The 26,530-nt window shown below is 33.4% G+C and carries 31 protein-coding genes and 1 tRNA gene; 16 read left to right on the forward strand and 16 right to left on the reverse strand.

The window, feature by feature from the left end; genetic code table 11:
- The first annotated feature begins 6 nt into the window (after nt 1-6).
- Nucleotides 7-411 carry an NUDIX domain-containing protein gene (locus IKS50_RS04380; RefSeq protein ID WP_366664923.1) on the forward strand — a complete coding sequence of 135 codons (405 nt, stop codon included), beginning with the start codon at nt 7-9 and terminating at the stop codon, nt 409-411.
- On the opposite strand, the gene IKS50_RS04385 is transcribed toward IKS50_RS04380, so the two are convergent.
- The gene (locus IKS50_RS04385) at nt 408-1,568 is read right to left on the reverse strand and encodes an acetylornithine transaminase (RefSeq protein ID WP_292845947.1); all 1,161 of its coding nucleotides are present in this window, start codon (nt 1,566-1,568) and stop codon (nt 408-410) included. The genes IKS50_RS04380 and IKS50_RS04385 overlap by 4 nt on opposite strands.
- A gap of 71 nt (nt 1,569-1,639) precedes the next feature.
- On the opposite strand from IKS50_RS04385, the gene IKS50_RS04390 reads away from it, so the two are divergent.
- The 3 genes from IKS50_RS04390 to IKS50_RS04400 all read left to right on the forward strand — a co-directional run bounded on the left by IKS50_RS04390 (nt 1,640) and on the right by IKS50_RS04400 (nt 3,103).
- Nucleotides 1,640-2,071 carry a peptidylprolyl isomerase gene (locus IKS50_RS04390; protein ID WP_292845950.1) on the forward strand — a complete coding sequence of 144 codons (432 nt, stop codon included), beginning with the start codon at nt 1,640-1,642 and terminating at the stop codon, nt 2,069-2,071.
- A 227-nt stretch (nt 2,072-2,298) separates the two neighbouring features.
- Nucleotides 2,299-2,715: a hypothetical protein gene (locus IKS50_RS04395; RefSeq protein WP_292845952.1), complete on the forward strand. Its 417-nt coding sequence runs from the start codon at nt 2,299-2,301 to the stop codon at nt 2,713-2,715.
- Nucleotides 2,708-3,103 (forward strand): hypothetical protein, encoded by a 396-nt coding sequence (locus tag IKS50_RS04400; protein WP_292845954.1) that lies wholly within the window; start codon nt 2,708-2,710, stop codon nt 3,101-3,103. Before IKS50_RS04395 ends, IKS50_RS04400 begins: the two co-directional genes overlap by 8 nt.
- A gap of 18 nt (nt 3,104-3,121) precedes the next feature.
- On the opposite strand, the gene IKS50_RS04405 is transcribed toward IKS50_RS04400, so the two are convergent.
- The 7 genes from IKS50_RS04405 to IKS50_RS04435 all read right to left on the reverse strand — a co-directional run bounded on the left by IKS50_RS04405 (nt 3,122) and on the right by IKS50_RS04435 (nt 9,556).
- Nucleotides 3,122-4,480 carry an MFS transporter gene (locus IKS50_RS04405; protein ID WP_292845957.1) on the reverse strand — a complete coding sequence of 453 codons (1,359 nt, stop codon included), beginning with the start codon at nt 4,478-4,480 and terminating at the stop codon, nt 3,122-3,124.
- Between the two features lie 30 nt (nt 4,481-4,510).
- Nucleotides 4,511-5,428, reverse strand: coding sequence for a DNA glycosylase (locus IKS50_RS04410; protein WP_292845960.1), 918 nt, complete (start codon nt 5,426-5,428; stop codon nt 4,511-4,513).
- On the reverse strand, nt 5,425-6,249 hold the full coding sequence (gene hisF, locus IKS50_RS04415; protein WP_292845963.1) for an imidazole glycerol phosphate synthase subunit HisF: 825 nt from the start codon (nt 6,247-6,249) through the stop codon (nt 5,425-5,427). Before hisF ends, IKS50_RS04410 begins: the two co-directional genes overlap by 4 nt.
- A 48-nt stretch (nt 6,250-6,297) precedes the next feature.
- Entirely contained in the window at nt 6,298-6,459 is a 162-nt protein-coding gene (locus IKS50_RS04420) for a preprotein translocase subunit Sec61beta (RefSeq protein ID WP_116592850.1), read from the reverse strand.
- A 68-nt stretch (nt 6,460-6,527) separates the two neighbouring features.
- Nucleotides 6,528-6,995, reverse strand: a complete 468-nt coding sequence (gene moaC, locus IKS50_RS04425; RefSeq protein ID WP_292845968.1) for a cyclic pyranopterin monophosphate synthase MoaC — start codon at nt 6,993-6,995, stop codon at nt 6,528-6,530.
- Nucleotides 6,996-6,999: 4 nt separating this feature from the next.
- Nucleotides 7,000-8,205, reverse strand: a complete 1,206-nt coding sequence (locus tag IKS50_RS04430; RefSeq protein ID WP_292845971.1) for a tRNA pseudouridine(54/55) synthase Pus10 — start codon at nt 8,203-8,205, stop codon at nt 7,000-7,002.
- 1 nt (nt 8,206) lies between these two features.
- Complete coding sequence (locus tag IKS50_RS04435) at nt 8,207-9,556, reverse strand: signal recognition particle protein Srp54 (protein WP_292846303.1); 1,350 nt, start codon at nt 9,554-9,556, stop codon at nt 8,207-8,209.
- Nucleotides 9,557-9,634: 78 nt separating this feature from the next.
- Between IKS50_RS04435 and hpt the strand changes: the two genes are divergently transcribed.
- From hpt to IKS50_RS04475, 8 genes are all read left to right on the forward strand, one after another.
- Entirely contained in the window at nt 9,635-10,204 is a 570-nt protein-coding gene (hpt, locus tag IKS50_RS04440; RefSeq protein ID WP_292845974.1) for a hypoxanthine/guanine phosphoribosyltransferase, read from the forward strand.
- Between the two features lies 1 nt (nt 10,205).
- Nucleotides 10,206-11,210, forward strand: coding sequence for a diphthamide biosynthesis enzyme Dph2 (gene dph2, locus IKS50_RS04445; protein WP_292845977.1), 1,005 nt, complete (start codon nt 10,206-10,208; stop codon nt 11,208-11,210).
- 66 nt (nt 11,211-11,276) lie between these two features.
- Complete coding sequence (locus IKS50_RS04450; RefSeq protein ID WP_292845980.1) at nt 11,277-11,846, forward strand: exosome complex RNA-binding protein Csl4; 570 nt, start codon at nt 11,277-11,279, stop codon at nt 11,844-11,846.
- Nucleotides 11,847-11,860: 14 nt separating this feature from the next.
- Nucleotides 11,861-12,139: a DNA-directed RNA polymerase subunit L gene (locus tag IKS50_RS04455; protein WP_292845983.1), complete on the forward strand. Its 279-nt coding sequence runs from the start codon at nt 11,861-11,863 to the stop codon at nt 12,137-12,139.
- Between the two features lie 29 nt (nt 12,140-12,168).
- Nucleotides 12,169-12,585 (forward strand): NUDIX hydrolase, encoded by a 417-nt coding sequence (locus tag IKS50_RS04460; RefSeq protein ID WP_292845986.1) that lies wholly within the window; start codon nt 12,169-12,171, stop codon nt 12,583-12,585.
- A 51-nt stretch (nt 12,586-12,636) separates the two neighbouring features.
- On the forward strand, nt 12,637-12,948 hold the full coding sequence (locus IKS50_RS04465) for a transcription factor S (protein WP_292845989.1): 312 nt from the start codon (nt 12,637-12,639) through the stop codon (nt 12,946-12,948).
- An 11-nt stretch (nt 12,949-12,959) separates the two neighbouring features.
- Nucleotides 12,960-13,961, forward strand: a complete 1,002-nt coding sequence (locus tag IKS50_RS04470) for a topoisomerase IV (protein WP_292845992.1) — start codon at nt 12,960-12,962, stop codon at nt 13,959-13,961.
- A 21-nt stretch (nt 13,962-13,982) separates the two neighbouring features.
- A tRNA-Arg gene (locus tag IKS50_RS04475) sits at nt 13,983-14,056 on the forward strand.
- Nucleotide 14,057: 1 nt separating this feature from the next.
- Here IKS50_RS04475 and IKS50_RS04480 read toward each other — a convergent pair.
- Nucleotides 14,058-15,887 carry a helicase C-terminal domain-containing protein gene (locus IKS50_RS04480; RefSeq protein WP_292845994.1) on the reverse strand — a complete coding sequence of 610 codons (1,830 nt, stop codon included), beginning with the start codon at nt 15,885-15,887 and terminating at the stop codon, nt 14,058-14,060.
- Between the two features lie 84 nt (nt 15,888-15,971).
- Between IKS50_RS04480 and cobI the strand changes: the two genes are divergently transcribed.
- Nucleotides 15,972-16,676, forward strand: coding sequence for a precorrin-2 C(20)-methyltransferase (gene cobI / locus IKS50_RS04485; protein ID WP_292845997.1), 705 nt, complete (start codon nt 15,972-15,974; stop codon nt 16,674-16,676).
- Here the strand turns inward: cobI and IKS50_RS04490 are convergent.
- Both IKS50_RS04490 and IKS50_RS04495 read right to left on the reverse strand, forming a co-directional pair.
- Nucleotides 16,673-17,443 (reverse strand): V4R domain-containing protein, encoded by a 771-nt coding sequence (locus tag IKS50_RS04490; RefSeq protein ID WP_292846000.1) that lies wholly within the window; start codon nt 17,441-17,443, stop codon nt 16,673-16,675. The two genes, cobI and IKS50_RS04490, sit on opposite strands and share 4 nt — an antisense overlap.
- 214 nt (nt 17,444-17,657) lie before the next feature.
- Nucleotides 17,658-18,407: a TatD family hydrolase gene (locus tag IKS50_RS04495; protein WP_292846003.1), complete on the reverse strand. Its 750-nt coding sequence runs from the start codon at nt 18,405-18,407 to the stop codon at nt 17,658-17,660.
- A gap of 74 nt (nt 18,408-18,481) precedes the next feature.
- On the opposite strand from IKS50_RS04495, the gene IKS50_RS04500 reads away from it, so the two are divergent.
- The 3 genes from IKS50_RS04500 to IKS50_RS04510 all read left to right on the forward strand — a co-directional run bounded on the left by IKS50_RS04500 (nt 18,482) and on the right by IKS50_RS04510 (nt 22,563).
- Nucleotides 18,482-19,201 carry a tRNA threonylcarbamoyladenosine dehydratase gene (locus IKS50_RS04500; RefSeq protein WP_292846006.1) on the forward strand — a complete coding sequence of 240 codons (720 nt, stop codon included), beginning with the start codon at nt 18,482-18,484 and terminating at the stop codon, nt 19,199-19,201.
- Between the two features lie 1,061 nt (nt 19,202-20,262).
- Nucleotides 20,263-21,945: a hypothetical protein gene (locus IKS50_RS04505; protein ID WP_292846009.1), complete on the forward strand. Its 1,683-nt coding sequence runs from the start codon at nt 20,263-20,265 to the stop codon at nt 21,943-21,945.
- A gap of 303 nt (nt 21,946-22,248) precedes the next feature.
- Nucleotides 22,249-22,563 carry a hypothetical protein gene (locus IKS50_RS04510; RefSeq protein WP_292846012.1) on the forward strand — a complete coding sequence of 105 codons (315 nt, stop codon included), beginning with the start codon at nt 22,249-22,251 and terminating at the stop codon, nt 22,561-22,563.
- A 590-nt stretch (nt 22,564-23,153) separates the two neighbouring features.
- Here the strand turns inward: IKS50_RS04510 and IKS50_RS04515 are convergent.
- From IKS50_RS04515 to IKS50_RS04535, 5 genes are all read right to left on the reverse strand, one after another.
- A complete protein-coding gene (locus IKS50_RS04515; protein ID WP_292846015.1) occupies nt 23,154-24,104 on the reverse strand; it encodes a hypothetical protein in 951 nt (316 codons plus the stop codon).
- Between the two features lie 76 nt (nt 24,105-24,180).
- Entirely contained in the window at nt 24,181-24,747 is a 567-nt protein-coding gene (locus tag IKS50_RS04520; protein ID WP_366664922.1) for a hypothetical protein, read from the reverse strand.
- Nucleotides 24,740-25,465 (reverse strand): ImmA/IrrE family metallo-endopeptidase, encoded by a 726-nt coding sequence (locus IKS50_RS04525; RefSeq protein WP_292846021.1) that lies wholly within the window; start codon nt 25,463-25,465, stop codon nt 24,740-24,742. The genes IKS50_RS04520 and IKS50_RS04525 overlap by 8 nt, the downstream gene beginning before the upstream one ends.
- 2 nt (nt 25,466-25,467) lie before the next feature.
- Nucleotides 25,468-25,794, reverse strand: coding sequence for a helix-turn-helix domain-containing protein (locus IKS50_RS04530; protein ID WP_292846024.1), 327 nt, complete (start codon nt 25,792-25,794; stop codon nt 25,468-25,470).
- A 419-nt stretch (nt 25,795-26,213) separates the two neighbouring features.
- Nucleotides 26,214-26,528 carry a DUF2149 domain-containing protein gene (locus IKS50_RS04535; RefSeq protein WP_292846027.1) on the reverse strand — a complete coding sequence of 105 codons (315 nt, stop codon included), beginning with the start codon at nt 26,526-26,528 and terminating at the stop codon, nt 26,214-26,216.
- Nucleotides 26,529-26,530 lie beyond the last annotated feature (2 nt).

Below are 26,530 nucleotides of genomic sequence, written 5' to 3' on the forward strand. Positions count from 1 at the left end.
AATAATATTATGAAACCTTATGGACTTACTGTTAGAGGAATCATTAAAAACGATTCCGGTGAAATTTTAATCGTGAAAAGGCATCCTAAAAGTAGAACCGACCCTGAAATGTGGGAATTGCCCGGCGGCAAAGTGGAAAAGGGTGAATTTTTTGCCGATGCCCTTATACGTGAAATTAAAGAAGAAACAAATCTGGATGTTGATGTGGGGGACTTTGCAGAAGCAATCCAAAACGATTATTCCCACAAAAGAACAGTCCAAATAATGATGTATCTAACTGACGTTGAAGGTGAAGTCAAAATAAGTGATGAGCATACAGATTGGATGTGGGCTTCCTTGGAAAAAATCAAAACGTTGGAGATTTCAACATCCCTTAAAAAAGTGTTGGAAAAAAAGAATTGGGTGCTTTAGAGTATTTCATCTAAAGCTTTTACAAATTCGTCAATGTCCGCTTTGGTAATTATCAATGGTGGAACGAATCTTAAAACCTTATCAGCAGTACAGTTAATTAAAAATCCTGCTTCGCGAAGTTTATCGACATATTCCGCACCAGGCTTGGTCAACTCTATACCAACCATCAAACCTTTACCTCTTACATCAGCGATAACGTCCTTATCCAATTTTTTCAACTCTGCGATGAAATAATCGCCAACCTCATTAACATTATCCAAGATGTTTTCCTCTTCAAAAGCGTCCAAAACAGCATTTGCGGCTGCCGCAACTAATGGTCCTCCACCGAAGGTGGTTCCATGATCTCCAGGCACGAATGCGCTGGCCACTTTTTCGGTTGCAAGAATTGCTCCCATAGGCACTCCTCCACCGATTCCTTTAGCCATTGTCATGATGTCAGGCTTTACATCAAACAATTCATGCGCAAACAATGTTCCGCATCTTCCAAATCCTGTTTGTACTTCATCGACAATGAAGACAATGTCTTTTTCATGACAGATTTCTTCGATTTGCTTTAAGTAGTCGCTATCTGGAACATTTACTCCACCTTCACCTTGGATAGGTTCTACAATAATGGCTGCAGTATTTTCAGTGATAGCTTCTTTAATTGCGTCAATATCATTGTATGGCACATTAATGAAACCCTTTGGTAAAATACATTTGAATGGTTCATGATAATGTTCATGACCGGTTGCTGCAAGAGTCATTATTGTTCTTCCATGGAAAGATTCGACAGTTGAGATAACTTCACTTTTTCCTGTGTATTTAATGGCTAGTTTGATAGCACCTTCATTTGCCTCAGCACCGCTGTTTGCATAGAATATTCTATCAAAACTGGTTTTTTCAACTAATCTTTTGGCATAGATTAATGCAGGTTCATTGTAATAAATGCTTGAAATGTGTATCAATTTTTCCGCTTGATCTTGAATAGCTTTTACAAGCTTAGGGTGATTGTGACCTAAAGCATTAACGGCTATCCCTGCAAACATGTCCAAATATTCTTTTCCATCAATGTCTGTTACCTTAACACCTTCCCCGTGGTCTAAAACGATTGGTTGTCTTGTGAAAGTGTTAATAAAATAATCATCTTCAATTTTAATTAATTCTTGAGTATTCATAAAATCCTCCATAAAGTATTTAATCATCAATATTTATAGTAATAGTATTATTTAAAACATTAGGTGATAAAATGAAAGTCGCTATAATAGAAACTGATAAAGGAAATATTGAATTAGAATTATTCCCAAATGAAGCTCCAGGTACTGTAGCTAACTTTGAAAAACTAATCAAAGAAGGATTCTACGACGGATTAACCTTCCACAGAGTAATTCCAAACTTTGTAATTCAAGGCGGATGCCCTATTGGAAATGGTACTGGCGGACCTGGTTACACTATTAAATGTGAAACTGAAGGAAACCCACACAAACACGGTACCGGTGCATTATCCATGGCACACGCAGGAAAAGACACTGGTGGAAGCCAATTCTTTATTACCCACTGTCCGCAACCACATTTAGATGGAGTACACACCGTATTCGGTCAAGTTATTAAAGGTCAAGACGTTGTTGATGCAATTCGCCCAGGCGATGTAATGAACAAAGTGACCATTGAAGAAAGATAATCATTATCTTTCAATACTTTCTTTTTTTTATAATTCCCTTAACTTCTGACTACCACTTTTTTACAACCTCACATCAATATTGATTCCAATGCATAATACTTGAATTCTACTTAAATATAAATATTATGATATTTTAGCAAAATTGAACCATATTAATATATAAAAACTTAAATACTAAGTAAAATATAGAGTAAACTGAATTTAAAAAAATTTTAGAGGATAAAATTATGTGGCAAAATCACTCTCAAAAACTTGAAATGCAAATTCCGCAAAATGATGCTTCTATCGGATTTGACATTCAAGTTAATGAAAAAGAAAAACTAAAAGAATTCCTGAAAAATCATTATGAATTTCCATCCGATAATTTAAATGACATCGTCGATTTCATTAGTGAAGATCAAGAATTGGAAAAAATAGTCTATGATTTGCCAAATCTTATCTCAAAAGAAATCAATTATAGAAGAATCTCCTTTGATTTCATGAAAGAAACCGACCCTAATGAAAAAATACTAGAGATAATAATTTACTCGGATGCAGATGAAAAAATTCTCATTAAAAAAGAAGACCTCATAAGCGATGAAATCATCGATAGTTATCCAAGAACAATAAATGAATACATAATTTTGGTGGAAGATTATGTCTGATGACGGAACATTCGATTGGTATGGATATTATGCCCTTGCCGAGTCTTATGGTAATGAAAGTGACTTTGCAAAATTAAGAACTGGCATTAATAGATTATACTATTCGTCATTTCTGGAATCAAGAGATTATATTTTAGAGAATGAAACATTCTTAAATGAAATTAACAGACACATTATGCAATCAAAATCCGGCAGAGTTCATCAAGAGACAAGACTTACCTTTGACAGCCACCCCCTATTAAATCAAGAAAATAATGGGAAAAAAATAGCCCAAAGGTTAAATGTCTTAAGAAAATATAGAAATATGGTTGATTATGATTCGCATAATCCTAAAAACTTGAAACGTGCATATAATCGCTGCAAATCTAAAGCAAAAAAAAATATTTGAATTGCTTGATGAATTAAACTAATTTTTGGCCTTAAACCCAACAAGTGAAGCGAAAACAGATGCTAAACACAAACCAACACATATTATACAGGTTATTTGACAGCTGCTTATCAATAACGGATAAACATCAGGAACAATAGCTACATTACCCATCACAAATGCAAATATGAGAGTCAATATTCCCATACTCATTGCCTGACCAACCGTACGCACTGTTGAAACCGATGCTGAAGCGACTGAAGTGTCTTTTGGTGGAACCGAACCCATTATGACGCTTGTATTCGGTGGTGAAAACAAACCAAAACCTACACCATATATGACCATTGAACCCAAAACAAATAGAAGTGATGTCTCATAGCTCAATGTTGAGAACAATATTAGGGAAATTGTACCAAGCGCCATTCCGATGGCGGCTAAAATTTGCGGAATGTATTTGTCTGCCAATCTGCCTGCAATCGGAGCCAAAATCACTTGGCAAACAGGTGCTACAAGCAAGATTATTCCAGCAGTTTGCGAATCAAAGCCTTTGATATATTGCAAATGATAATTCAGAATTGTTGTAACTGCAAAAGTGGACAGATATGCGCATAATGAAGCCAGGTTAGCAGATAAGAACTCACGGTTTTTGAGGAATTTGATATCAAATACCGGGTGTTGTTGCCTTAACTCTATAAGTGCAAACGCCACTAAAATTATTGCTCCCAAAACTGTTAGTGCAACACCTAAAGTTTCGTTCAGTATTGTAAAACCATAAATAAAAAGTGCGATTCCTATTGCATAAGTAACAGAACCTTTCAAATCTATTGGAATTCCTTCAAATGTAACCCACTCGTCATCGATTCTTAAAAGTAATGCTATGATAACGATTAAAAATGGAATTGCAAATAGGATTACGGATCTCCAGCCCAATTGGTAATTCAGGACTCCTCCAAGAAAAGGAGACAAAGATAATCCAACATAAACTCCTGTAATGTTCAATCCCAATGCCTTTCCTCTCTCTGTCGGGGCAAATGCTGATACTACCATCGCCATTGAAGTTACGTTAATAAATGCTAAAATAAGTCCCAATACAAGGCGGCAGAATAAGAACTGTTCTGATGATGTGACAAATACATTGACAACAGAAATTACAATGAATAAGGCACTAGAAATTATTGTTACTTTTTTAAGGCCATATTTTCCTGAAATTTGGCCCGCTGGAATTGACAGCATTGCCATGACTAAAAAAAAGATGATGGTAATCCAGTTTTGAACAATATTGCTCATGTGAAACTCTGTTGCAACTGTTGGAATGATAATATTCACTGCGTTTGATGCAAAAACTGCAATAAAGTTTAATATTGTACAAATTATAAGGATTATATTTTTCTTTTCCATCAAAAGTATATTTTGAAATCATAGAATATATTATTTTTTCAATTTGTTCATTAGCCCAGACCTTCTAGCATAATGAAACATGTACAATTGAACATAACCTGCATTATCACCAAACTCTTCCATTCCAAATTCCCTAACCTTTGGAACACTAATATCTTTTCCGTCGAAATATAAATATGAAACAATACGTTTTATCCATACATCAGATGGAAAAGCCTCTTTGAAGTTAAATCCATAAAGCAATATGCAATCTGCCACTTTTGGACCAACACCCGGAACTTTTAGGATGCTTTCAAACGCTTCATCATAACTCATTTTTGAAATTTCCGAGAGGTCCATTTCAAGTGTAAAAAGTTCACTCGCATTCCTCATATATTGAGCCCTATAGCCCACACCGCACTCTTTTAAGTTGTTTTTACACTTGAAGGTGTCATCTATATTTGTCATCTTAAATTCCTCTTCATCATCAAGGAAAACATTTTTAAGAGTATTTGCACTTGGAAATGTGTAAAAACCCTCATATTCATCTCCCCATTTTTCCTTTATGTCATTTGCAGATTTTGTCCACCTTTTAATAGAATTATTTGCAGAGCAAATTGAAGATATGACACATTCAAAAGGATTTGGGGCTAAAAAAAGTCTTAAACCATTGCAAAATTCACTCATTTCAGCAAGCTCTGCATGATTTCTCAAAAACTTATAAAACTTATCCAAATCAAAATCCAAATCATAAATATATTTTAACTTTGAAACCGCCTCTTTTTTGGAGACATCGCCTGTAAAATTAAAATCTATAAATTCGCCGGATTGTTTAACATCAAAAATTGCCGGTTTGCCGTCAACCAAAACAACCTGTTTAAATGAATCTTCCACTTGCTTCCAGGGAGGTTGTGAAGTTTGACCTGAAATTTGAGTTAATTCCAAATCAATGGGTTTCCTAATAATCATAATCTAACAGCTACATTATTTTTTTGTAAATACTCTTTTACAGTGCCGATTGAGTATTGATTGAAGTGGAATATGCTTGCTGCAAGGGCTGCTGAAACGTCTGTCTTTTCAAATACTTCTAAAATATGTTTTGGCTCACCAACACCGCCACTTGCAATGACCGGGATGTCGACTGCATCGTTGATTGTTTTGTTTAACTCGATGTCATATCCATTTTGGGTTCCGTCCCCATCCATACTGGTTAAAAGAATCTCTCCTGCACCAAGTTCCTGGCATTTGATTGCCCATTGAATTGCATCGATGCCTGTGAACTCACGTCCTCCATATATGCTTGTATCAAACCAGCAATATCCTTTTTCGGTTTCAATGACCGTCTTGTCGGGTGCATCATCAGGATGGGCAACATATCTTCTTTTTGCATCAATTCCAATGACAACCGCCTGTGATCCGACAACCTTTGAAGCTTCTGTTAGCAATTCCGGATTTTTAATTGCTGCAGTATTGGTTGAGCATTTATCCGCTCCGGCTTTAAGCATGTTAATGTAATCCTCAACCTTTCTAATTCCTCCACCTACACAAATCGGCATGAATACGTTTTCCGTCAATCTATCGATTACATCTGCCATTGTGGCTCTTCTTTCATGTGAAGCGGTGATGTCAAGCACGACGATTTCGTCTGCACCCTCTTCGTAGTAACGAGTTGCTAAATCCACTGGGTTTCCAGCATATTTGATTTCTTTAAATTCGACTCCTTTAACAACACGCCCTTCAGGAACCTGTAAATCACAATCTAGACAAGGAATTATTCTTTTAGTTAACATGTTAATCAAAATTTATAAAAAAAGTAGTATATTTGTTTAAGAATATTCTTAAGCAGAATATCTTAAAACAAAACAAAGTATCGCTAAAATAATAGTAGCAACGATAACGTGCTCAGGTGAAAGTTTTGGACCTAAACTTTCTTCATCAAAGTATCTTACTAAACCTGCACCAGTTTGAGGCATAGAAATTTTATTATCTTTTTTCGCCATGATAATCTCCTATAATATTAATTTATAAAAATAATGAATATACTTATTATTTTCATCATATATAAAGTTTAAATTTTTTCCTTTTTAATAACTTTAATATCGCTTATTCGAGTATCTGGGTACTGACCGTCTTCATCTTTTTCAACAGCCTTCACCATATCCCATACAGTAAGCAATGCAACGCTTACGCCAGTGATTGCTTCCATTTCAACACCAGTTTTACCTAATGTATTAACTGCACATTTTGCAATAATCTCATCCTCCTTAACATCGAAATCAAGTTCGATTCCGGTTAAAGCTAATGGATGGCAAAGCGGTATTATTGAAGAAGTATTTTTAACAGCCTGAATTCCTGCAATCTGAGCTGTTGTTAGTACATTTCCTTTTTTAATTTCTTCATTTTGAATTAAATTAATTGTATTTTTATCTAAAAATATACTTCCACTAGCTATTGCTCTTCTTTTTTGATCTGGTTTTCCACCTACTTCAACCATGTGCACTCCACTATCTGTCAAATGTGTAAACTCATCTGCCATATTATCACTTCTCACTTACTTCAATTACATCTAATTGCTCACAAATTGCATTAACGCCCAAAATTTCACTTACATTAGGATTGCTTCTTCCCTCATCACCGGAAATCAATTCCTTAATGTAAAGGCCACCTTCGGTTTTAATTTTCATACTAAATGTTTTATCGTCTATAATTTCATAGGACAGGTCAAGTACATGCTTAACACGAATCATATCAGTACGGCGTCTTAAAACTCTTAATGGAGTTTGCTGATTGATTTCATTTAATTTGGTCAACTCCTCCAATTTTTCCTCATTAAAAGCTTCGTCACACTTTACAACTGCATTATAGACTTTATAAGTATCTGGAGAGGATTGTTTTATTTCAGCTTTTCTAGGTCTTTCACAAAGACGCAGATTATGATAAGCGGTTTTGCCCTCATTGATTTCATTGATTTCTTTTTCAAGTTTTGCCAAGTCAAGATTTCTAATTTTTGGCTCTTTAATTTCAAGCACAAACGGTCTTCCGGAACCAAGCATCAATACGTCAATGTCTTCTCTTCCAGCACCGTGGAATTTGGCTTCACGCCCTTTGGTTAATTTTAAAAAATGCTCGGAGATTAACTCTTCTACTGATTCAGGATATTGTTTTCCTGTAAAATTGCATTCTTCACAACCTCTTCCTTTGCATTTAGTGCATGGCCATTTGGTTTGAGGAATTCCTCGTTTATATTTATTATATTTTCCTTCAATATACAACGGATTAATTTGAATTCTAACTTTAGGTTCATCTATTAAATCTACGTTGAAAACTATATCTTGTCTTTCAAATTCGGCTTCTTTATCATATCTCTGCCAAATTCCAAGGCCTATCAGTCTATTAACTTCTTTTTTTATAGTCTCAACACTTAAGTCAAATTTTTCAGATAATTCCTCATCTCTTTTTTGAATATCTTTATCTATTTGACTTCCTACAAGAAATGTTTCAAATTCTATTCCCAATTGGTTGATTTTATCATCGATTTTTTTGTATAACTCTTCATCCAATTTATTGAATAGATTATCGCAGATTACACAATCGACATTATCCAAATCGATGTCCAGTTCATCGCATACCTTATCGGCGCGCTCAATGTTATTGGTGCCTTCAATCGTTTTAGATAATTTGCGTCCAAGACAATGCTTGCAGATTTTACCGTTGGTTTCCTTTAAAATGTCTTCAGCTAATTTCATATTATCTTTGCATAAATTGGCCCATCATACGATTCATGGACCCGCCTCTAAGACGGCCACCACGTTTTCCAATTCCTTTCATTGTCTTTTTGGTATTGTTATAATATTTCAACAATTCCCTAACTTCACTTTCATCGACACCTGATCCGCGTGCAATTCTTCTAATGCGGGATTGCTTTATGATTTTCGGGTTCAGCATTTCCTCTTCGGTCATTGAGGACATCATGACTTTATAAGATGTCAATTTATCTTCTGTCATTTTAGATGCTTCTTTTGTAATCTTATTTCCCATACCCGGAATCATGTTTAAGACCTGCTGCATTGGACCCATACTGTTCATCATTTCAAACTGGTTTTTCATGTCCATCAATGTGAACTTACCGCTCAACATGTTGTTCATGGTTTTTTCTGCAATGTCTTCATCAATGTTTTCCTCTGCCTTTTCAATGAGGGATTTGATGTCTCCCATTCCAAGCAATCTTGAAATGAACCTTTCTGGGTCAAAGACTTCAAAGTCATCTACTCGCTCACCGGTACCGATGAATTTGATTGGAGCTCCTGTTTCAGCTACCGCTGACATAGCTCCTCCTCCTTTTGCTGAACCGTCCAACTTTGTAATAATGATTGAACCGATGTCGGTTGCCTGTGAAAATGCTTTTGCTTGTTCACCTGCTTGCTGACCGATAGTTCCGTCAATTACTAGAATAGCTTCATTCGGATTGATGATGTCATCCAATTGGTCCATCTCAGCAATCAGGTCGGTTTCATCCTTGTGCCTTCCTGCAGTATCGAAAATAATGACTTTCCTATTTTTAAATTCTTTCAAACCTTTTTCAGCTAAATCAAGTGCGTCTTTATTGTTAGGGTCACCATACAATGGCACATCCATTTCTTCAGTCAATTGTCTTAATTGTTCATAAGCAGCTGGCCTCCATGTGTCTGTACATACTACAGCCGGATTGAACCCTTTTTTCTGTAAATATCTGCATAATTTACCAATTGTGGTAGTTTTACCTGAACCCTGAAGACCCAAGAATAAGATTTTAAAAGGCCTTTCGTTGATTTCAAGGGGAACGGTTTCACTGCCTAAAAGATTAACCATCTCTTCATAGATGATTGTTATTACATGCTCCCTAGGAGTGATACCCTTAGGAGGCTCTTCCTCAAGAGCACGGGACTCTATTTTTTTTGATAAATCTAAAACTAATTTAATATTAACGTCAGATTGAATTAAAGCACGTTGTATGTCTTTTACAACTTCCTTGATTGTCTTTTTATCAATTACAGACATTCCTACTAATTTTTTCATAGTATTAGTAAGATTTTCACCTAAATTTCCAAGCATATAAATCACTTCATTAGAAAACTTAATTATTATATTAAGATATATTTATATTTAACAAGTTTTAATAATTTTCGTGTGAGTACTATGTTAGAAGAAGTAATAAAATCATTGGAAGCGTCCCCAGTTGTTAAAAAAGGAGATTATAATTACTTTGTAAATCCTATCAGTGATGGTGTTCCGGCAATGGACCCGTTGCTACTTAGAGAATTAGCGCTTGCTGTTCATAAGTATGCAAATTTAAATATTGATAAAATTGTAGCTGTTGAAGCAATGGGAATACATCTGGCAACTGCACTCTCCCTTGCAACAGATATTCCTTTTGTAGTGATTCGTAAAAGACAATACGGCCTGCCTGGCGAAACAGAAGTTTATCAAAAAACCGGTTACGGGTCATCAAACCTTTATGTCAATGATTTGCATGAAGGTGAAAAAATTTTGCTCATCGATGACGTTGTAAGTACAGGCGGAACATTAGTAGCATTAATTAAAACCTTAGAGGACATGGGTTTAGATTTAAAATCCGTAGTGGCCATCATTGATAAAGGCGACGGTAAAGAAATTGTTAAAAAAGAAACTGGTATAGATGTCTTATCTATTGTTAAATTAGATGTGATTGATGGTAAAGTAGTTATTGAAAGCACAATTGAAGATTAAAATGTCAATGTATAATATGGATTTGGACAAAGTAATCCGTAAAATAAACTCAATAGATGCAAAAACCGTAGGACTGCAATTTCCAGAAGGTTTAAAAACACAAGCGACAAAAATAGCTAAAGCCATTGAACAAGAAACTGATGCAATCGTCATTATCTCAGGAGACCCTTGTTTTGGAGCCTGTGACGTTAGCGATTGGAAAATGAAAGGCTCAGTGGATTTGATTGTTCATTATGGCCACACCCCACTCCCACTAAAATATGAAGTACCCACATTATTCATTGAAGCATACTCAAACATTGACATTAAAAAAGATCTTGAAAAATGCCTGGAAGAATTAAAGGACTCATCAAGGATCGGACTGGTTACTACAACACAACACCTCCATCTTTTAAATGAAACAAAAGATTTCCTGGAAGACAACGGTAAAGAAGTTATCCTAGGTTCCTCCCCATCAACCCGTAAGGGACAGGTTTTGGGCTGTAACTTCTCATCCATTAAAGACCTGGAAGTTGATGTCATACTGTTTATCGGCAGCGGAAACTTCCATCCATTAGGAATCAAACTATTTTCAAATACCCCCGTACTGGCTCTCGACCCGTATAACTCAGAAATTAGAAACATGGATGAGTTCGCAGATAGAATTTTAAGAATACGCTTTGCAAGAATTACAAAAGCAAGAAGTGCAAAAAAATGGGGGATTTTAGTATCGTCCAAAGAAGGGCAATACCGCATGATGCTTGCAAAAGAGATTAAAAAAACCCTTGAAGATGCAAAAATGGAAAGCTACATTATTTTGGTGGATAATGTCTCACCTGATGCATTGCTTCCTTACCTGGAATTAGATGCTTTTGTCGTTAGCGCATGTCCTAGAATAGCTATTGATGATTCTCAAATGTATAAAAAACCTTTATTAACACCACAGGAATTAGAAATTGTATTGAACAAACGTGAATGGGAAAACTATCAATTAGATGAAATTTTGTTCCATGAGCGTTACAAATAGTTTTAAATATAAACATCAATATAATTATAATATTAAAGAAATTTTGATATTTTTGGTGATTTTAATATGAGTATAGAAAATGAAAAAATTGTAATGCCTGGAGATAAATTAGGAATTATAGAGCAATATTTACCAGGAGACGGTACTTATGATGACAATGGCGACATTAAATCAGCAGTACTTGGAAATGTTAAAATTAATCAAAAAAAGAAGGTTATTTCTGTTGTGTCAGATGCTAAACCTGCTCTTTTAAAAGTGGGAGATATTGTTTATGGTCAAATAACCGATATTAAACCTCAAAGAGCTAATGTTAAAATTGATTGTATGAAAGATAATGGCAGACCATTAGCTTTACCTTATATGGGGGCTATTCACATTTCACAAGCAAATAAAGATTATTTAGAAAAATTATCAGATGCTTTTAGAATTGGAGACATTATTCAAGCCAAAGTAGTTAAAATAACTGGAGATAATGTTGATTTAGGAACTGTGGATGATGATTGTGGAGTCCTAAAAGCAATGTGTACCCGTTGTAGAGATTACATGCATACTACACAAAAAGAAAATGAACTTCAGTGCAATACTTGTAATAAAAAAGAAAGACGTAAAGTCTCTAAAAACTATGTTAATGATTAATTAAGGTTGATAAAATGGAAAATTTTGAAATTATTGAGGATAAAACTTTAGAACTCACTTTTGTTGTAAAAGATGAAAGCCATGGAGTTTGTAATGCTTTAAGACATATCTTGATGCAAGATCCGGATGTTGAATATGCTGTTTACAATATCGATCACCCTCTTACAGGAAAACCAGAAATGACTATCAAAACAAAAAGAGGAAAAAGACCAAGAAATGCATTAAAAAAAGCAGCTGCAGAACTCCAAAAAGAAAGTTCTGAACTTAAAAAACTTATTGACGAAGCTTTATAGCTTCAAAAATTTTATTTTTATGTGATTTGATGGTAAAATATAAAAATCCTTCACTTACCTGCGATATTTTTATTTATGATGATGATTTCAATTTTATTTTGATAAAAAGAAAGAATGAACCATTTAAAGATTGCTGGGCATTACCTGGAGGATTTGTTGAATATGGTGAAAGTGTAGAAACTGCAGCAATAAGAGAAGCAAAAGAAGAAACAAGCATTGATGTTGAACTCAAAGAGTTAGTTAATGTTTATTCGGCCCCAGATAGAGACCCAAGAGGCCACACTGTAACCGTTGCATATACTGCTAAAGGAGATTTAGCAACAAAAAAAGCAGATAGTGATGCAAAAGAAATTGGTATTTTTCAAATCAATGAACTAAATAAAGATGAAATTGCTTTTGACCATGCAATAATAATAAAAGACTGTTTAGAAAAAGCAAAAAAATAGATTATATTTAAATAAGTTATTCTATATATTAAGAATAAAAAGGAGATAAATATGGAATTTTGTCCTAAATGTGGAGCAATGATGTTTCCGAGCGGAGGCATTTTAAAATGCAATACCTGCGGATATTCTGATGAATTAGAAGATAATAATTCATATGAAGTTTCTGAAGAAATTAAAGCTAAAGAAACTGTTAAAATGGTTGGTGAAGATGTGGATGTGCTTCCAACAACAACCGAAACTTGTCCTGAATGCGGACATGATAAAGCAGTTTATAAATTATTACAAACTCGAAGTGCAGATGAAGCTCCTACAAGAATATTTACATGCACAAAATGTAAACATACTTGGAGAGCATATGACTAAGAGGTTTACTTATGAAAAATTCTAAAGAAAAAGAGCACAGAATTTCTAATTTAAAAGAAATGATTAACAATATCAAAGAAAGTGAAGAAATCAGATTAGATGATGAAATTCCTGAAGATGATGAGTTAATCAATTACCTTAATGAAGATTCTGGTGAATTTACAGAATTAGAAATTGATGAAGAATTCATTTATCGCCCTGGCGAAGAAGATAGTGGTGCCGTTGATTTAGAAGAAGAAGATAAACAAATTGATGAAGGATTCATCATAAAAACTCCAAAGGTTAAAGAAACTGAAAACGAAGAAGAAGACGAAACAGAAGAATTTGAGGAAGATATTGTTGGAGATATAAGTGAAAACTTTGATAGTTTTATTAATGCGCAAATTGGTGGAAAACCTATTTTAGCTATTGTAAGTACTGTTCTAGGTATTATTTTAATAGCAATTTCACTATTTATCTTTACTTTCCGTCGTGCCGATAGAGTTATTGATAATGTTGTTGCAGGAGAGACTAGTTTTGTATTTATTATATTTCTTGCAATTGGTGCATTGCTCATATTCTTCGGATTATATAAGTTGCTAAATATTAAAAATCCAATTGATAATCTGATAAATAAGGCAGATTCAATTGAAGACGAAGATGACGACCAACCTAAAACACCAAAAAAGAAAACTGAAAAACCATCCCCGAAAGTTATACCGAAAAGCGAAATTCCATTAGATAAAGACGCCTACAAGATAGGTGAATTTGATATGGAAGAAATAAGGAAAGCCCTTAAAAAACCTACTGATTCTAAAAAGAAAGCAAAAATTGAAGAAAATCTTGATGACATTCCGCCTGCAAAAGAAAAGCCACCTGAAAAAAAAGGTTTGACTACTGAAGAAATTGAAGAAATGGAACATGACCAAGTAATTCTTGATAGTGAATCTATTGATGATATTTTTGCTGAAGTGGAAGATTTAGAGGAGTTACCTATTATCTCTATTGATTCAGAAGATAAAGAAGAAGAATAGATATAATTTAATTTTATTTATGGGCCTGTGGTCTAGTTAGGAATGACGCAGGACTTCGGATCCTGAGGTCGGGGGTTCAAATCCCTCCAGGTCCGCTTATTTTTTAACTCTGACAACTGCCTCTTTGAAAAATTCAGGTATTAATGACCTATACATAGGACTTTTAAATAACATGTTAATATCACTGTCAATAATGTAAGTATAACATGAATCATCTTCTGCTCTCATTCCACGGCCATATGCCTGCATTAAAGTCATGACGGTCTTATAAGCATACCATTTTTTATCCCTTTTCATTCTCATGTTGACTTGTTTATCTCCAAGATATGGGAATGGTATTTTATAGATGATTTGAAACCTACATTTATCATAAGGTAAATCAACACCTTCGCTCATTGATGGAGACACAAGCACTAATGGATTTTCATCTTTTTCAAAGAAATTAAGAACTTGTTCCCTATTTTTAGAGTTATGGGATACTAATCTTGAATTGTTCAAGTTATTAGTAATGAATTGTTGGCATTTATAACTGTGAGTATGAATTAATCCTTTATCCCCTTCATGTTTTTTTAGGATTTCCTGCAGGATTGGAATTGTTTTTGGAGCTGTTTTTTTAATTCTGTTTGCTGACATTTTGCCTGCAAGATTAAGGATTATCGGCCTTTTCTCTTTTGTAAATGGACTGTCGACCTTAATGTGATAAACTTCATTCGGGTTGAGACCTAACCATTGGGAAAACATCTTATGGGAAAGGATTGTCGCACTCATGAATAACACAACATCCCCATATTTCAGTAAATTATTCTTAGCATAATGATGAACCCTCAACGGCTTGAACACTACGCTGGTGTCATCGGTGTCAATAACCCAATTTTTAGGTTCTTTTTCAAGATTGTTTTTAAGGGTCTTGAGCCTGCCGATTGTTGATCTGATTCTGTCAGCTTTATTTTTGCTGGCATCTTTTAGGTCAATGTCTTCATATGCTTCTCTAATCGCATCAACTTCCATTATCCAATCTTCAAGTTCACCATCCTTCAGGATGGAATCTGACATGATCTTATTAATGTCTTTCTCAAGTGTCCTATTATATAAAGTAACTTCCATTGTTGACATTAGCTTATTTTCAATGTTGTGGGCCTCGTCTAAAATCAATAGGGAACGGGTGCCGAAATGCTTTACATAATTCAGCTCAACGATTGCATAATCATAGTTCATCAATGTAATTGGGGAGTTGATTGCATTGGATTTTTGATTCCAATAATGGCAATGATTTTCTGATTGATAAAAAACAGCGCCACCAAATGAATCTTCAAAAGCAAGTTCCGCATCTAATGTTGGATTTTTAGCAACTCCATATGGGCAGAAAAACTTACTTGATGTTGGTGTGGTCTTACATGTACCCATGTCACATGTTGTTTCAAGATTATCATTTAAGCAAGCAAAGTTTCCTCTTCCTTTAACTAATGGAAAACTAAACTCATTTGAATATTGTGATTGCAATTGCTTGGTCATGGTTAAGATATACGCAGATTCATACATTTTTGCAAGAGTTGTTGCTATTGCTGATTTACCGGTCCCGGTTCCGGCTTCCAAAACAATATATTTATATCCTTTTTTGATTGCATCATTGATGTCCTGAATAATGTCCAATTGGCCTAGCCTAGGCTCTTTAAAAGGAAAATTGACAATGATATCATCATCTATGTGAGGATAAATTTCCTTCAGATAGGCTGCGGTTCCCTCATCCTGCTGATAATCATCAACGGAATAAACTTCTGGAATCTCATCATCTAAAATTGATGAAGTTCTAGGCTTATTAAAACTAAACAGATTAGTAGGACCGCTAGATTCCTTTTTACTATACCTTCCACAGGTACAATTGCTTTTAAGCATTCCACAATTTGGACAAAACAACGAATTTGACATTAAAAATATATTAGTTATGTATACTATAAATAATTAGTAGACAAGTATATTTCAAAATTATATTTAAAACATTAAAGTGATTATATGGCTGAAAAAGGAAAATTATTTGGAATTGGTGTGGGACCTGGCGATACAGAACTATTAACATTGAAAGCGGTGAAAGCATTAAAAAGCGTCCCTGTAATATTTTCACCAAAATCCTCCAAAGAAAAAGAAAGTATTGCATTATCTATTGTTAAACCAATTCTTGAAGAAAGAGAAGATTATAAAAAATTGATGCTCGTAGCACCTATTTTTCCGATGATTGAAAATAAAGAGGAGCTTGAAAAAATATGGACCGAAGCATCCGAAATGATTGCGCAGTATCTTGATACCGGAAGGGATGTTGCATTCATCACCCTTGGAGATCCTTCCATCTTTAGTACTTACTCTTATGTGCAAAAAAGATTGATTGACCGCTATGAAATCGAAACAATACCTGGAATCACATCCTTTACCGCATGTGCAGCCGCTAGAAATAAGGCGCTTGTAGAGCAAAACGATATTCTAAGTGTTGTGCCTAAAATTGATGATAGATTAGGAGAAGTTTTAGAATACAGCGATTCCATTGTACTTATGAAAGCATCTAGAAATACATCTGATTTAGAGGCAACAATTGAAGAAAAAAATAGGCCTAAAGAAATTTATTCTGTTCAAAACTGCACACGTGAAAATGAAAAGATAATTGAAGGCTTTTCTAATGAAAAACCTTATCTTACAACAACCATAATAAAATTTAGTGATGATTAGTATGATTTAACCTGTTTAGGTTCAATCTCAAAAACACATTTTTCATCACCCATTGTGTAACATTGGGTTTCAATAACACTAACAGGAAGATTAAAGAATTCTGTAAATAAGCCTTCAAATATTCCGGTGTCTAAAAAGCATGCCGGTTTACCTGTTTTAGGTAAAAATTTACATTCGAAACAATCGTAGGTAGTTACTTTAATTGTTTGGCCTATTTTGAAGGTTAGTCTTCCTAATCCTTTTCTTTGCCAAAAATTAGCAATATTTTCCATGAAAATGTCTAAATCATCATCATATAATTTTTCAAAAATAGATTTGCCAATGCTGTTTCCAGTTGATTGTAAAATAGGATCAATATTTACTCCTTCTTGAATAAGCATTGATTTTAAAGTATGGAATAATAATGTAGAGAACTCCTCATCATTATCAACTAAATTTTTAATGAGATAATCAGACTGTGTTTCTTCAATTTGTTTTGGTTCTGAAATATTGACTGAACCCAAATATTTTGAATTAATAAAAAATATTTTTTTCCTATTATCTACAGGATGAAGCCTATATGATATAATCCCACTTTCTCTTAAACTTTTTAAATGAACAGAAACTGTAGATTTAGATTTGCCGGTGTTTGAAACTATTTCATCAAACTCCATTTCAGTATCTCTTAACATTTCAAGGATTGTTAGTTTTACTGGACTTTTTACGACATTTACGCCGGCATTTTTATTTAAGTTTGAAAATATCTGTATTGGTTTTTGTTCACTCATACTATCCCCCATGATGTTATATATAATAATCTTTAATATTGTTGATTAATAAAGTTACCTATAAATTAAAAATTGTTCAAAATTATAAAAAAATTAGTAAAAATTAAACAAATACAATATCCGATGATGGAAAGAATACGAACTGTTCGTTTTAAGACATATTAAATAGTTCGTATATTAACTATTGTCAAAACTGACACGACTATTTAAAACATCATATTCTGAATAATTTTTTTGCATTTTCCGTGGTGATTTCAATAACTTCATCTTCTCCCATACCCAATTCGTCAGCTATTTTTCTTATGATATATTTCAGGTTAAGTGGTGTGTTTTTTTCTCCCCTCTTTTCCTCTGGAGTTAAATAAGGCGAATCCGTCTCCACAAGCATGTGATTAATGTCTATTTCCTTTACCACTTTTCTTATTTTCTTATTGTTGGTGTGAGTAATTGGTCCGCCTATTCCCATATAAAAACCCAATTTAACAAATTCTTTAGCCATTTCGGATGACCCTTGATAGCAATGCATTGATCCGACAACGTCATGCTTTTTCAATATGTCAAATGTGTCCTGCATTGATTTTCTGGAATGCACTATTACAGGCAAGCCATGCTTTTCTGCAAGATTCAACATTTTCTCAAACAATTCCTTTTGTTTATCCATGTTGTCTTTAGTATGGTAATAATCAAGGCCAATCTCGCCTACTGCGACCACCTTATCATTACTGAGTTGATTATCCAATAAAATAATATCTTCATCGGTTATCTCATCTGCAAAGGAATGAAAATAACCCAAAGCGGCATGGACATTTTCATACTTGCTTGACAATTCCAACACTTCCCTATTGCTTATGGGGTCCGTGCCGTTCAATATTATATGTATATCGTTATTTGCAGCCTCGTTTATTATTTCTTCTGCATTTTCCATTTCACTATTATAAATATGACAATGAGTATCGATTATCATGGAAATCCTTTGCATTAAGTTTTTATTGTTATAATATAATAAATTAAATTAAATTAAATCTTTTGGTGAGGGGTATGAATGAGAAGTTTTCAAGAACAGAAATGTTAATTGGAAATGATGGAATGAAAAAATTGAATGATGCCAAAGTTGCCGTTTTTGGCCTTGGAGGTGTAGGATCTTTTGTTTGTGAAGGACTCGCCAGAAGTGGAATAGGCAACTTTATTCTAGTGGACTTTGACAAGATAGATGAAAGCAACATCAACAGACAATTAATTGCAACAACAAAAACAATCGGCAAATATAAGGTTGATTTAATGAAGGAAAGAATTCTAGAAATCAATCCGGATGCCAACGTTGAAATCTATAAGGAATTTTACATGGAAGATTCAAAAACTGATATCATTACAGAAGACCTGTCATATGCTGTCGATTGTGTGGACACGATAATGGCAAAGATTGCAATAGTGTGCAAATGCGATTCCATTGGCGTTCCGGTCATTTCATCAATGGGGACCGGGAACAAATTAGACCCTACAATGTTTGAGGTGGCGGATATTTATGAAACCTCCGTGTGCCCGCTTGCCAGAATAATGAAAAAGGATTTCAGAAAGAGAAATATAGAAAAACTAAAAGTGGTATATTCCAAGGAACAACCCATAAACACAAACGATTGTGCTATAAATCAAAAAGATTCAAAATATAAGGTGAAAGGCAGCATTTCATTTGTACCATCCGTTGCAGGATTGATAATTGCCGGTGAAGTAATTAAAGACATTACTGACAATAATGTCTAAAAAATCGAATGAGGCTATAAATTAATCAACATCTATGATTAAAAGCCCCCATCACTAAAAACTCTTAATTTAAATAAGAACCCCTAAAAGAATACGAATAATTCGTATAAAACTTATAAAAAAGTTCCGATACTTATCGATTCGAACCACTAAAACTCTACTAAACAATTTATTTTTTACAAGTGATAAAATTTTTGGAATGCCTTTGCTGACATTATTATTTCATTTATATAAACAATATAATAAAACGGATAATAAAGCTCTATTAGGTCTGAAACATTAATTTAATGCTTACCTAGGCATTTACGATTTATACATTTGACTTTTTTTATAGACAATTTATGTTTTAATGTTTAGCAAAATTTCGAAAAATACAAGGCTTATGGACACAATTTTTTCTCAAAAAAATGAACAGTTTAACAATAAATACTAATAGAAATGTTTATATATCCAAATTAACAAACTATCAACTAGCCTCCACCATTGAAGTAAATTTTACGAAGTGAAATCAACTTTTCACGGTAAAACAACTTTTTTTGGTGAGGCCTGAAAATCAATTTAGAGAGGTAAAATACTAGAAAAGAAATAGTAAAAATCAGATCATGAAAAAAGGATTATAAAAAAAATTCTTAATTGAATGACGAGTTATTAAGATATTTTTAGAATAATCCCATGGGCAGTGAGAAAAATAAAAATAATTAGACATGTCGCGAAACTATGTTAAAAATTAATATTTTCCAAAACTTAACCCAATAACTAGTTTATTTTAAGGGATATATAAAGATTGTCAAATCCAAAAAAGCGAAACTTATCTTATTCTAAATATTGGCTAAAAGATGGAGAATTGATTTTGCCAATGCTATTTATTTTTTAAAAATTTCCTGCCCCCATGAGCTTAGACTGTCGAATTTATAATCCTCCCATGAAGGGAAAAACAGGAGAAGAAAAACCATGAGAAAAAAGGAAATAAATGGAAAAATGTATGTTGCAATCCCAAAGAAACTGTGGGATAGAATGTGGGAAATTTTAGATAGAATTGAAGAAATTTGTGAGAATTTAAAATGAGTAAAGCAGCTGAATTACCCACAAAAGATACAATAGCACTCATTATCAATAGGAAAAACATTGATAAGGTTACCTACGTATTCAAAAACAAGTATGGCAATAAGATTGGAGAATATGAAAACAGATCTCCGGCTACATTGTCTTCCAGAAGTAATGTCGCAAGACAATTCAAACAGCTCATAAATCCAAAAGGTGATATTGAACCCGCCATATTCAACAATAAGTTCACAGAATTGAAACAGCTCCTGCAACTTCACTATGAAAATGAAGTATCAGTCATTGAACAGGAAATAGCTGAAAAGAAACAGGCCGAGCAAGAAAAGGATAGTGTTAAATTAAAGGAAGCTATCACCAAATTGCAGTCATTGGTCTATCCTTTGATTTATATCGGAAGTCTTGTTGAATGGTTTACGGCAGGTGAGAGGAACAATATAATGTATGCGTTTACCGTATATGCAGGACAAGTTGTTCTTGGAAATCCGGTATCTGTAATATGTCTTGGTGAGGCAAGCAGCGGCAAGTCCCACATACAGGAAACCGCACTGATGCTGATTCCAAAACAATACATTGTCAATGAAAAGAAAATCACTGAAGCAGCACTCTTTAACCGTGCCAAAACAGATGAATATTTTTATGACGGCAAGATTGTCAATTACGGTGATATGGGTGGAAGCAATGACCATGAATTCATGGAGGAGTCCAAAAATCTCATGAAGGAACTGCAGTCAGACGGATTTCTAAACAAACCGTTAAGCATTCCGGACGGTGAAGGCGGATGGGAAGTCAGAGAATTGAAGTTAAAGGGAAGGCCATGCCTGACCTACACAACTGTGCCCAACCACAATTTCGATGAGCAGGAAATGAGCCGAAGCATCTTCATAACACCAAGAATGGACAACAAAAAAATATTCAATCTCAGAAAATCTGCACTTGAATTCACACATGGAAAAAGCTACAAAATCCTAAAGAAATATGAAAAGGAAGTTGAGTTAGTGCCATATATGCTGCTGCACCTTAAGGAAGTCTTTAAAGACATTGTAATAATAAATCCTTATATTAACTTTGTCATCAACTTCCTGAAGGATTCATCTTTCTACAAAAGGGATTTTGACAAGTTCAACGGCATACTGAAAACAATAACTGCCCTGAACTACTATAACCATGAAGTCCATGACATTGACGGTGAAACGGTGATCCTTACCAATCTTTCAGATGTGCAGCAATTCATGAGCATACTGCAGCCCTATAAGGAAAGCATATCTGCAAACATCTCGCCCAAGGCTGTTGAGGTCTTGAATGATATCAGAAACAATATCGATGACTGGATAATGGAAATTGACCCGGAAGAATTGAGCCTGGGAATTACAACCAACCAATACTTCACACTCCAGAATCTTGGATTGAGCAAGGACTCAGTGAAGAAATACATATATGAATTGGCAAATAATGGATTTCTTCAGATAACAGATCATTCAGGAAAATCCAACGTATATAACCTGACCAAAAGTGAAGTTGCATACATCAATGATGATTTAAAGCAAATTGATGATTCAATACATCAAATCATCTGCCGTGAGGTTGGAGAATGGGTTGTAAACATTATGATGGAAGATAAGTTCGTAGAGGATTTAAGCATTATGAACTTTGATTCGGAAGTGAAAAAACCGCCATGGCTGTGAAGACTTGAAAAGACTTTCTTAAAAGTCTTTTCACAAAAATGGTTTACAATCGTTTTTTGGTTAATTAAAGCATCCATCATGGTTTGATGGTGGTTGACAATTAGCTGAAAAACTGAAAAGACCATGATTTCAGAATAATAGGGAGGACATTTAAAAGTCCCCATCATCCTGAAAAAAACAGTCTTTTCAAATATGAAAGTTTATAAGAAGCCTTCTTTAACTGTTTAAATCCTTAAAAATACATATTGAAAAGACCATGCGAAAAGTTTTCATGGTCTTTATAAATTCTTTGAAGTTAGTGTTATGAAATCTATAAGACAGCAAATAATCGAAGCCAAAAAGGAAAAGCGAGAAAGGGAAGAGGAATTGTGGTTTGTGGATTACTGCAACAACTGCAAAACAGGACTGGCATTTAAAAATGATGTGGCCTGCCACCACCCATATTACTGCTGGCATGAAGGCGAACCAGCTATTGTACAATCTGCAATTGTTAGAATAGATGAATTTCGAAGACAATATGGATACGTTACAGCGCAAATGTATGAGGAATATAAACTATTAAGAAAAAGACAACGGCAATTAATATGGCACGGCAGAAGAAAATTACTGAAAGACTAATTATTAATTCCATCATCTTTTCCAATTTCAATGCCCATATTTTCTCGAACCCAGTCCGATTTGTTCCATATCCAAAAAATTCCACCCAACAAATGAATATAAAAGCTTGTATATATCCATAAACATTGTTTTCGCACTGATTTGAAGTACCAATACTGAATTATGTTTTGTTTAACCTACCAATACCCAATTACATCATGTTTTTATAATTACTAATGTAAAATTATTAATATCATATATTGAACTTAATACACGTTTAAATATTTATACTATAACTAATTTAATTTTTATATCCCTATTCAAAGTCAGATGAATCTCAAATGTAGATATTACCCTTTAATTATTTAGTTAGCAATACTCTTATCGTGAAACATGAGTCATGTTTTTTCATGAATTTACCCTCAAATACATCATTTGATTCAAGATTTCATCACCTTATGATGCAAATAATTGGAATTTTCAAAAAGTAGCTATTAGAAATCAAGTTAAAATCGGAATTATCAAATAGTTGACACTTAACATTTTCCCATAGCTACTATTCAATATCATATTAAATTGTAGGATAATCAAAAAAAATAATTTGATGAAACCTAATTTTCAAATAAATCCCTTACTTCTTTTTCCCAACCATCTTTATGAATTATTCTTTTAATATGTAAATTATCATCCAATATTTCTTTTTTAGTTAGTTTAGTTAATTCTATACAATTTTTATTAAAGACATATATTGCATTACCATAAAGTAAAGACTCCAATATAGTGAAGTCTTTAAACTCAAATCCGACATACCCATTAAAACCTGATTTTCCTATAAAACCAGAAATCGGCTTAAATGAAGTAATATATTTTAACCTACGTTCATCTGCTGGTTTTTTAGTCTTTTTTGTTTGATTTAAAACTGGCTCCATGTGTTCTTTTAATTTTTCCCATGGCATTTCTCCTTCAGGCAGGATTTCCCAGTTTAATCTTTTAATGTTTTTTAAGTCTGATAGTACAGTTAATTCGCTTAAATCTCCTTTTAATACTTCACATTCTTTAAAAAGCTCTAAAAATAAATTTATTGTATGTTTTAATATTTCATCATCTTTTTTGTATCTGAATTCTTGAGTCGCTATTATGATTTTATTACCATCTTTTTCGACTATTCTTAATTCAATACTTGGAGGTTCAATATATTCCCTACATATTGTTTCACGTGAAAATGTACAAATATCAGTTACTTCTTCGGTTCTATACCTACCCCTCAATTCATGTCTTGTAAATTCTCTTTCATAATATTTTGTTTCTTTACCCCAGTCGGGTCTTTTAATATAAGATCCTTCTGAATTATGCCTGCTGACAGATGAACTTTTACCTAATCCTGAATTAATAGCAGGTAAAACTTGTTCATTTAACTCTAATTTCTCTGTAAAACCTATTTTATTTAAATTATCAAATCTACCTATATCTAATACACTAACTACTAGATTATCTCCTTCTTTTATATCTAGATTTTTGAATTGAGATTCTAATTTATTAATTCTAGTTTTATTTATTAACATTATTCTACTCCCCTACAATAATCAACATATTTAATATCAAACTTATCATCATCTCTTTCAACATTACATTGATTCATCATTCACTTTTTAAAAATCTTTCACAATCACTTTCGTAAAGCTCATCATGGTATTCCATGAAAGAATTTTTAGGTAAATCAATACCTTCGTTAACCATTCCTTTCCATAATCCATTTGCAGTATTTTCACTGACAATATCCTTTTCAACTGCTTTGGATAGGATCATTGAACTTGTAATGAGTTCAATATCCAAGCTATCAATATATTCTTCCACATCACTTAGATTGTTGCTTGCTACTATTCCATTATTCAGGTGAGCCAATGCCATTGCTGCTGATTCACCATCACCGCAGCATTTACCTGTTTGACTCCAAAAGCCTTTTTTAATTAAGTTATAAGTAGTGTATTCCGGGGACATGAATTGTATTTGTCGTGTTTCTACAAATCCATCTTTTAATTTTTTAAAATTTGTTTTTACGATTGGTGGAGTGTTATTATCCATTAGTTCTGCATAGACTTGTTCGGGAATGACAATTTTAGTGAATAACTTTTCTAGAATATGTCCTGCGTCTACAAATAAAAAACATTCTAAACAGTCAGTATCATAAAAAACCGGTTTATTCAAGGTCATTCACCTCATTTGAGTTATGAATGATGTCATTTCTAAAACTCCTTAATAGTATCTCCCTTCGTTTTCCACCGGTTATCTTTTCATCCGCATATGCCTTTTCGGTTAGGCGTATTAGCTCACCTATTGATGAGTATTTCTGATTTTCTGGAGATGGTTTGTAAAGGCTAGTATCGTAACCTAATCTATCAGCTTCACGTATTACATCTGCCCCATATTCATCAAATTGGTTTTGATTAATCCAATTCATTTTTTTAAGTCTTACAAGCATGGTAGAACGGCTGACCTGATAATGCTGTTCGCATTTTATTACATCTTCGAGTGTCCAGTCTTCAATTTGGTTTTTATTTTTAAACCAGTATAGGGCACTATCCGGCATCAAGAAAGTTGATGCAAAGTTATTTGCATTTATTTCGCTTTGGCTGTTGTTGTTGATTCCACAAACGATAAAGTCTTCAATATCCTCATAAAGCAAGTGGTATAATTCATGAGCCAGTGTGAAGTTTTGCCTTCCAATGCTATGATTGGTATTGATGAATATTACTTTGTCGTCTTTTGTTTTTGAGCAACATCCGCTAATGTTGGTTTTCATTGGAAACCAAAGTACTGTTAAATTTCTTATGTTGTTATAGACTAAAGAGCGTATATTTATTGAAGCAAAGCTTTCAACGCCCCAGTCATGTCTCAACATTTCCGCTAATGCAACGCTATTCATATTTAATCATCACCATCCAGTTTTCTTAGTAATTTTAAATATCCTGTAATTTCATTCATTTTTGCAACTACGTTTAAGTCAACCTTTTCCTCACTTCGAAATGCAATACTTGATTTTTCATGTGAATCTGTTTCCCCTAAAAGATATTCGGGAGAACAATTGTATAATAAACATAATTTATCAAGTAAAGTCATGTTAAAGTTTCTTTCACCATTTTCTATTTTTGAAAGGTTACTTTGGGTAATTCCCAAATAGCTAGAAACTTGTTCTTGCGTATATCCGCTTTCCCTCCTTAATTCGTTTAGAGTTTTTCCTACCTTTTCATTCATGATAATCCACCTTTAGTATTTACTATTTTGTACTAAAAAATATATAAATATTTCTATCAAAAATATGACAAAATTGTAATCAACATATAATTTTAATTTTAATAAATACAATCAATAATCAAAATTACATAAAACAAAATAATAATCTATAATTAATATATATTACGAATTTAAATACTATATTTTAATAAATATTAGTAAAATAGTTTTAAAATAATTTTTTAAAGAATATTAACAATAATTAAATTGAAAAATAAAATTTATGGGAAAATTATTCTTTTATCTACATCAGCCATGAAAAAAAGTTACAGCTTAAAAATAATGTTAAAATAATTACAAAAACAGTTGATTAAAAACAAGTTATATGATTAACCATGCAAATAATTAATCATAAAAATAAATATTCGAGAGGTTAACATCTAACCTCCCTCAACCATAATTAATTTTCCCGTTACCGGATCCTTATACACCTTACCCATTTCAGTGTAACCCTGACCAGATGAGTTACTGGTATCAGGTACCTCATCCAACTGAGTGCCCTGATCAATTTCAGTAGTCTGCTGAGCCTGCTGGATTGGATTATCATCAGTCACTAACGCCTGCATATTCCAAGAAATAATAACAAAGACTAGAAACCCTACTGCAATTACAAGCATCGCATCAACTAAATTAGAAGTACCGGCCATAGGGTCTTCTTCCACTCTTTGATGTCTTGCACTTTTTCTTCGAACCATAA

It is taken from the genome of Methanobrevibacter sp., assembly GCF_017539065.1.
GTDB lineage: Archaea > Methanobacteriota > Methanobacteria > Methanobacteriales > Methanobacteriaceae > Methanocatella.

Excerpts from the sequence above, each read along its gene's own strand:
- IKS50_RS04385 (WP_292845947.1), bottom strand. The coding sequence starts at position 1,568 with ATGAATACTCAAGAATTAATTAAAATTGAAGATGATTATTTTATTAAC.
- IKS50_RS04390 (WP_292845950.1), top strand. The coding sequence starts at position 1,640 with ATGAAAGTCGCTATAATAGAAACTGATAAAGGAAATATTGAATTAGAA.
- IKS50_RS04395 (WP_292845952.1), top strand. The coding sequence starts at position 2,299 with ATGTGGCAAAATCACTCTCAAAAACTTGAAATGCAAATTCCGCAAAAT.
- IKS50_RS04400 (WP_292845954.1), top strand. The coding sequence starts at position 2,708 with ATGTCTGATGACGGAACATTCGATTGGTATGGATATTATGCCCTTGCC.
- IKS50_RS04405 (WP_292845957.1), bottom strand. The coding sequence starts at position 4,480 with ATGGAAAAGAAAAATATAATCCTTATAATTTGTACAATATTAAACTTT.
- IKS50_RS04410 (WP_292845960.1), bottom strand. The coding sequence starts at position 5,428 with ATGATTATTAGGAAACCCATTGATTTGGAATTAACTCAAATTTCAGGT.
- hisF (WP_292845963.1), bottom strand. The coding sequence starts at position 6,249 with ATGTTAACTAAAAGAATAATTCCTTGTCTAGATTGTGATTTACAGGTT.
- IKS50_RS04420 (WP_116592850.1), bottom strand. The coding sequence starts at position 6,459 with ATGGCGAAAAAAGATAATAAAATTTCTATGCCTCAAACTGGTGCAGGT.
- moaC (WP_292845968.1), bottom strand. The coding sequence starts at position 6,995 with ATGGCAGATGAGTTTACACATTTGACAGATAGTGGAGTGCACATGGTT.
- IKS50_RS04430 (WP_292845971.1), bottom strand. The coding sequence starts at position 8,205 with ATGAAATTAGCTGAAGACATTTTAAAGGAAACCAACGGTAAAATCTGC.
- hpt (WP_292845974.1), top strand. The coding sequence starts at position 9,635 with ATGTTAGAAGAAGTAATAAAATCATTGGAAGCGTCCCCAGTTGTTAAA.
- dph2 (WP_292845977.1), top strand. The coding sequence starts at position 10,206 with ATGTCAATGTATAATATGGATTTGGACAAAGTAATCCGTAAAATAAAC.
- IKS50_RS04450 (WP_292845980.1), top strand. The coding sequence starts at position 11,277 with ATGAGTATAGAAAATGAAAAAATTGTAATGCCTGGAGATAAATTAGGA.
- IKS50_RS04455 (WP_292845983.1), top strand. The coding sequence starts at position 11,861 with ATGGAAAATTTTGAAATTATTGAGGATAAAACTTTAGAACTCACTTTT.
- IKS50_RS04460 (WP_292845986.1), top strand. The coding sequence starts at position 12,169 with ATGGTAAAATATAAAAATCCTTCACTTACCTGCGATATTTTTATTTAT.
- IKS50_RS04465 (WP_292845989.1), top strand. The coding sequence starts at position 12,637 with ATGGAATTTTGTCCTAAATGTGGAGCAATGATGTTTCCGAGCGGAGGC.
- IKS50_RS04470 (WP_292845992.1), top strand. The coding sequence starts at position 12,960 with ATGAAAAATTCTAAAGAAAAAGAGCACAGAATTTCTAATTTAAAAGAA.
- IKS50_RS04480 (WP_292845994.1), bottom strand. The coding sequence starts at position 15,887 with ATGTCAAATTCGTTGTTTTGTCCAAATTGTGGAATGCTTAAAAGCAAT.
- cobI (WP_292845997.1), top strand. The coding sequence starts at position 15,972 with ATGGCTGAAAAAGGAAAATTATTTGGAATTGGTGTGGGACCTGGCGAT.
- IKS50_RS04490 (WP_292846000.1), bottom strand. The coding sequence starts at position 17,443 with ATGAGTGAACAAAAACCAATACAGATATTTTCAAACTTAAATAAAAAT.
- IKS50_RS04495 (WP_292846003.1), bottom strand. The coding sequence starts at position 18,407 with ATGATAATCGATACTCATTGTCATATTTATAATAGTGAAATGGAAAAT.
- IKS50_RS04500 (WP_292846006.1), top strand. The coding sequence starts at position 18,482 with ATGAATGAGAAGTTTTCAAGAACAGAAATGTTAATTGGAAATGATGGA.
- IKS50_RS04505 (WP_292846009.1), top strand. The coding sequence starts at position 20,263 with ATGAGTAAAGCAGCTGAATTACCCACAAAAGATACAATAGCACTCATT.
- IKS50_RS04510 (WP_292846012.1), top strand. The coding sequence starts at position 22,249 with ATGAAATCTATAAGACAGCAAATAATCGAAGCCAAAAAGGAAAAGCGA.
- IKS50_RS04515 (WP_292846015.1), bottom strand. The coding sequence starts at position 24,104 with ATGTTAATAAATAAAACTAGAATTAATAAATTAGAATCTCAATTCAAA.
- IKS50_RS04525 (WP_292846021.1), bottom strand. The coding sequence starts at position 25,465 with ATGAATAGCGTTGCATTAGCGGAAATGTTGAGACATGACTGGGGCGTT.
- IKS50_RS04530 (WP_292846024.1), bottom strand. The coding sequence starts at position 25,794 with ATGAATGAAAAGGTAGGAAAAACTCTAAACGAATTAAGGAGGGAAAGC.
- IKS50_RS04535 (WP_292846027.1), bottom strand. The coding sequence starts at position 26,528 with ATGGTTCGAAGAAAAAGTGCAAGACATCAAAGAGTGGAAGAAGACCCT.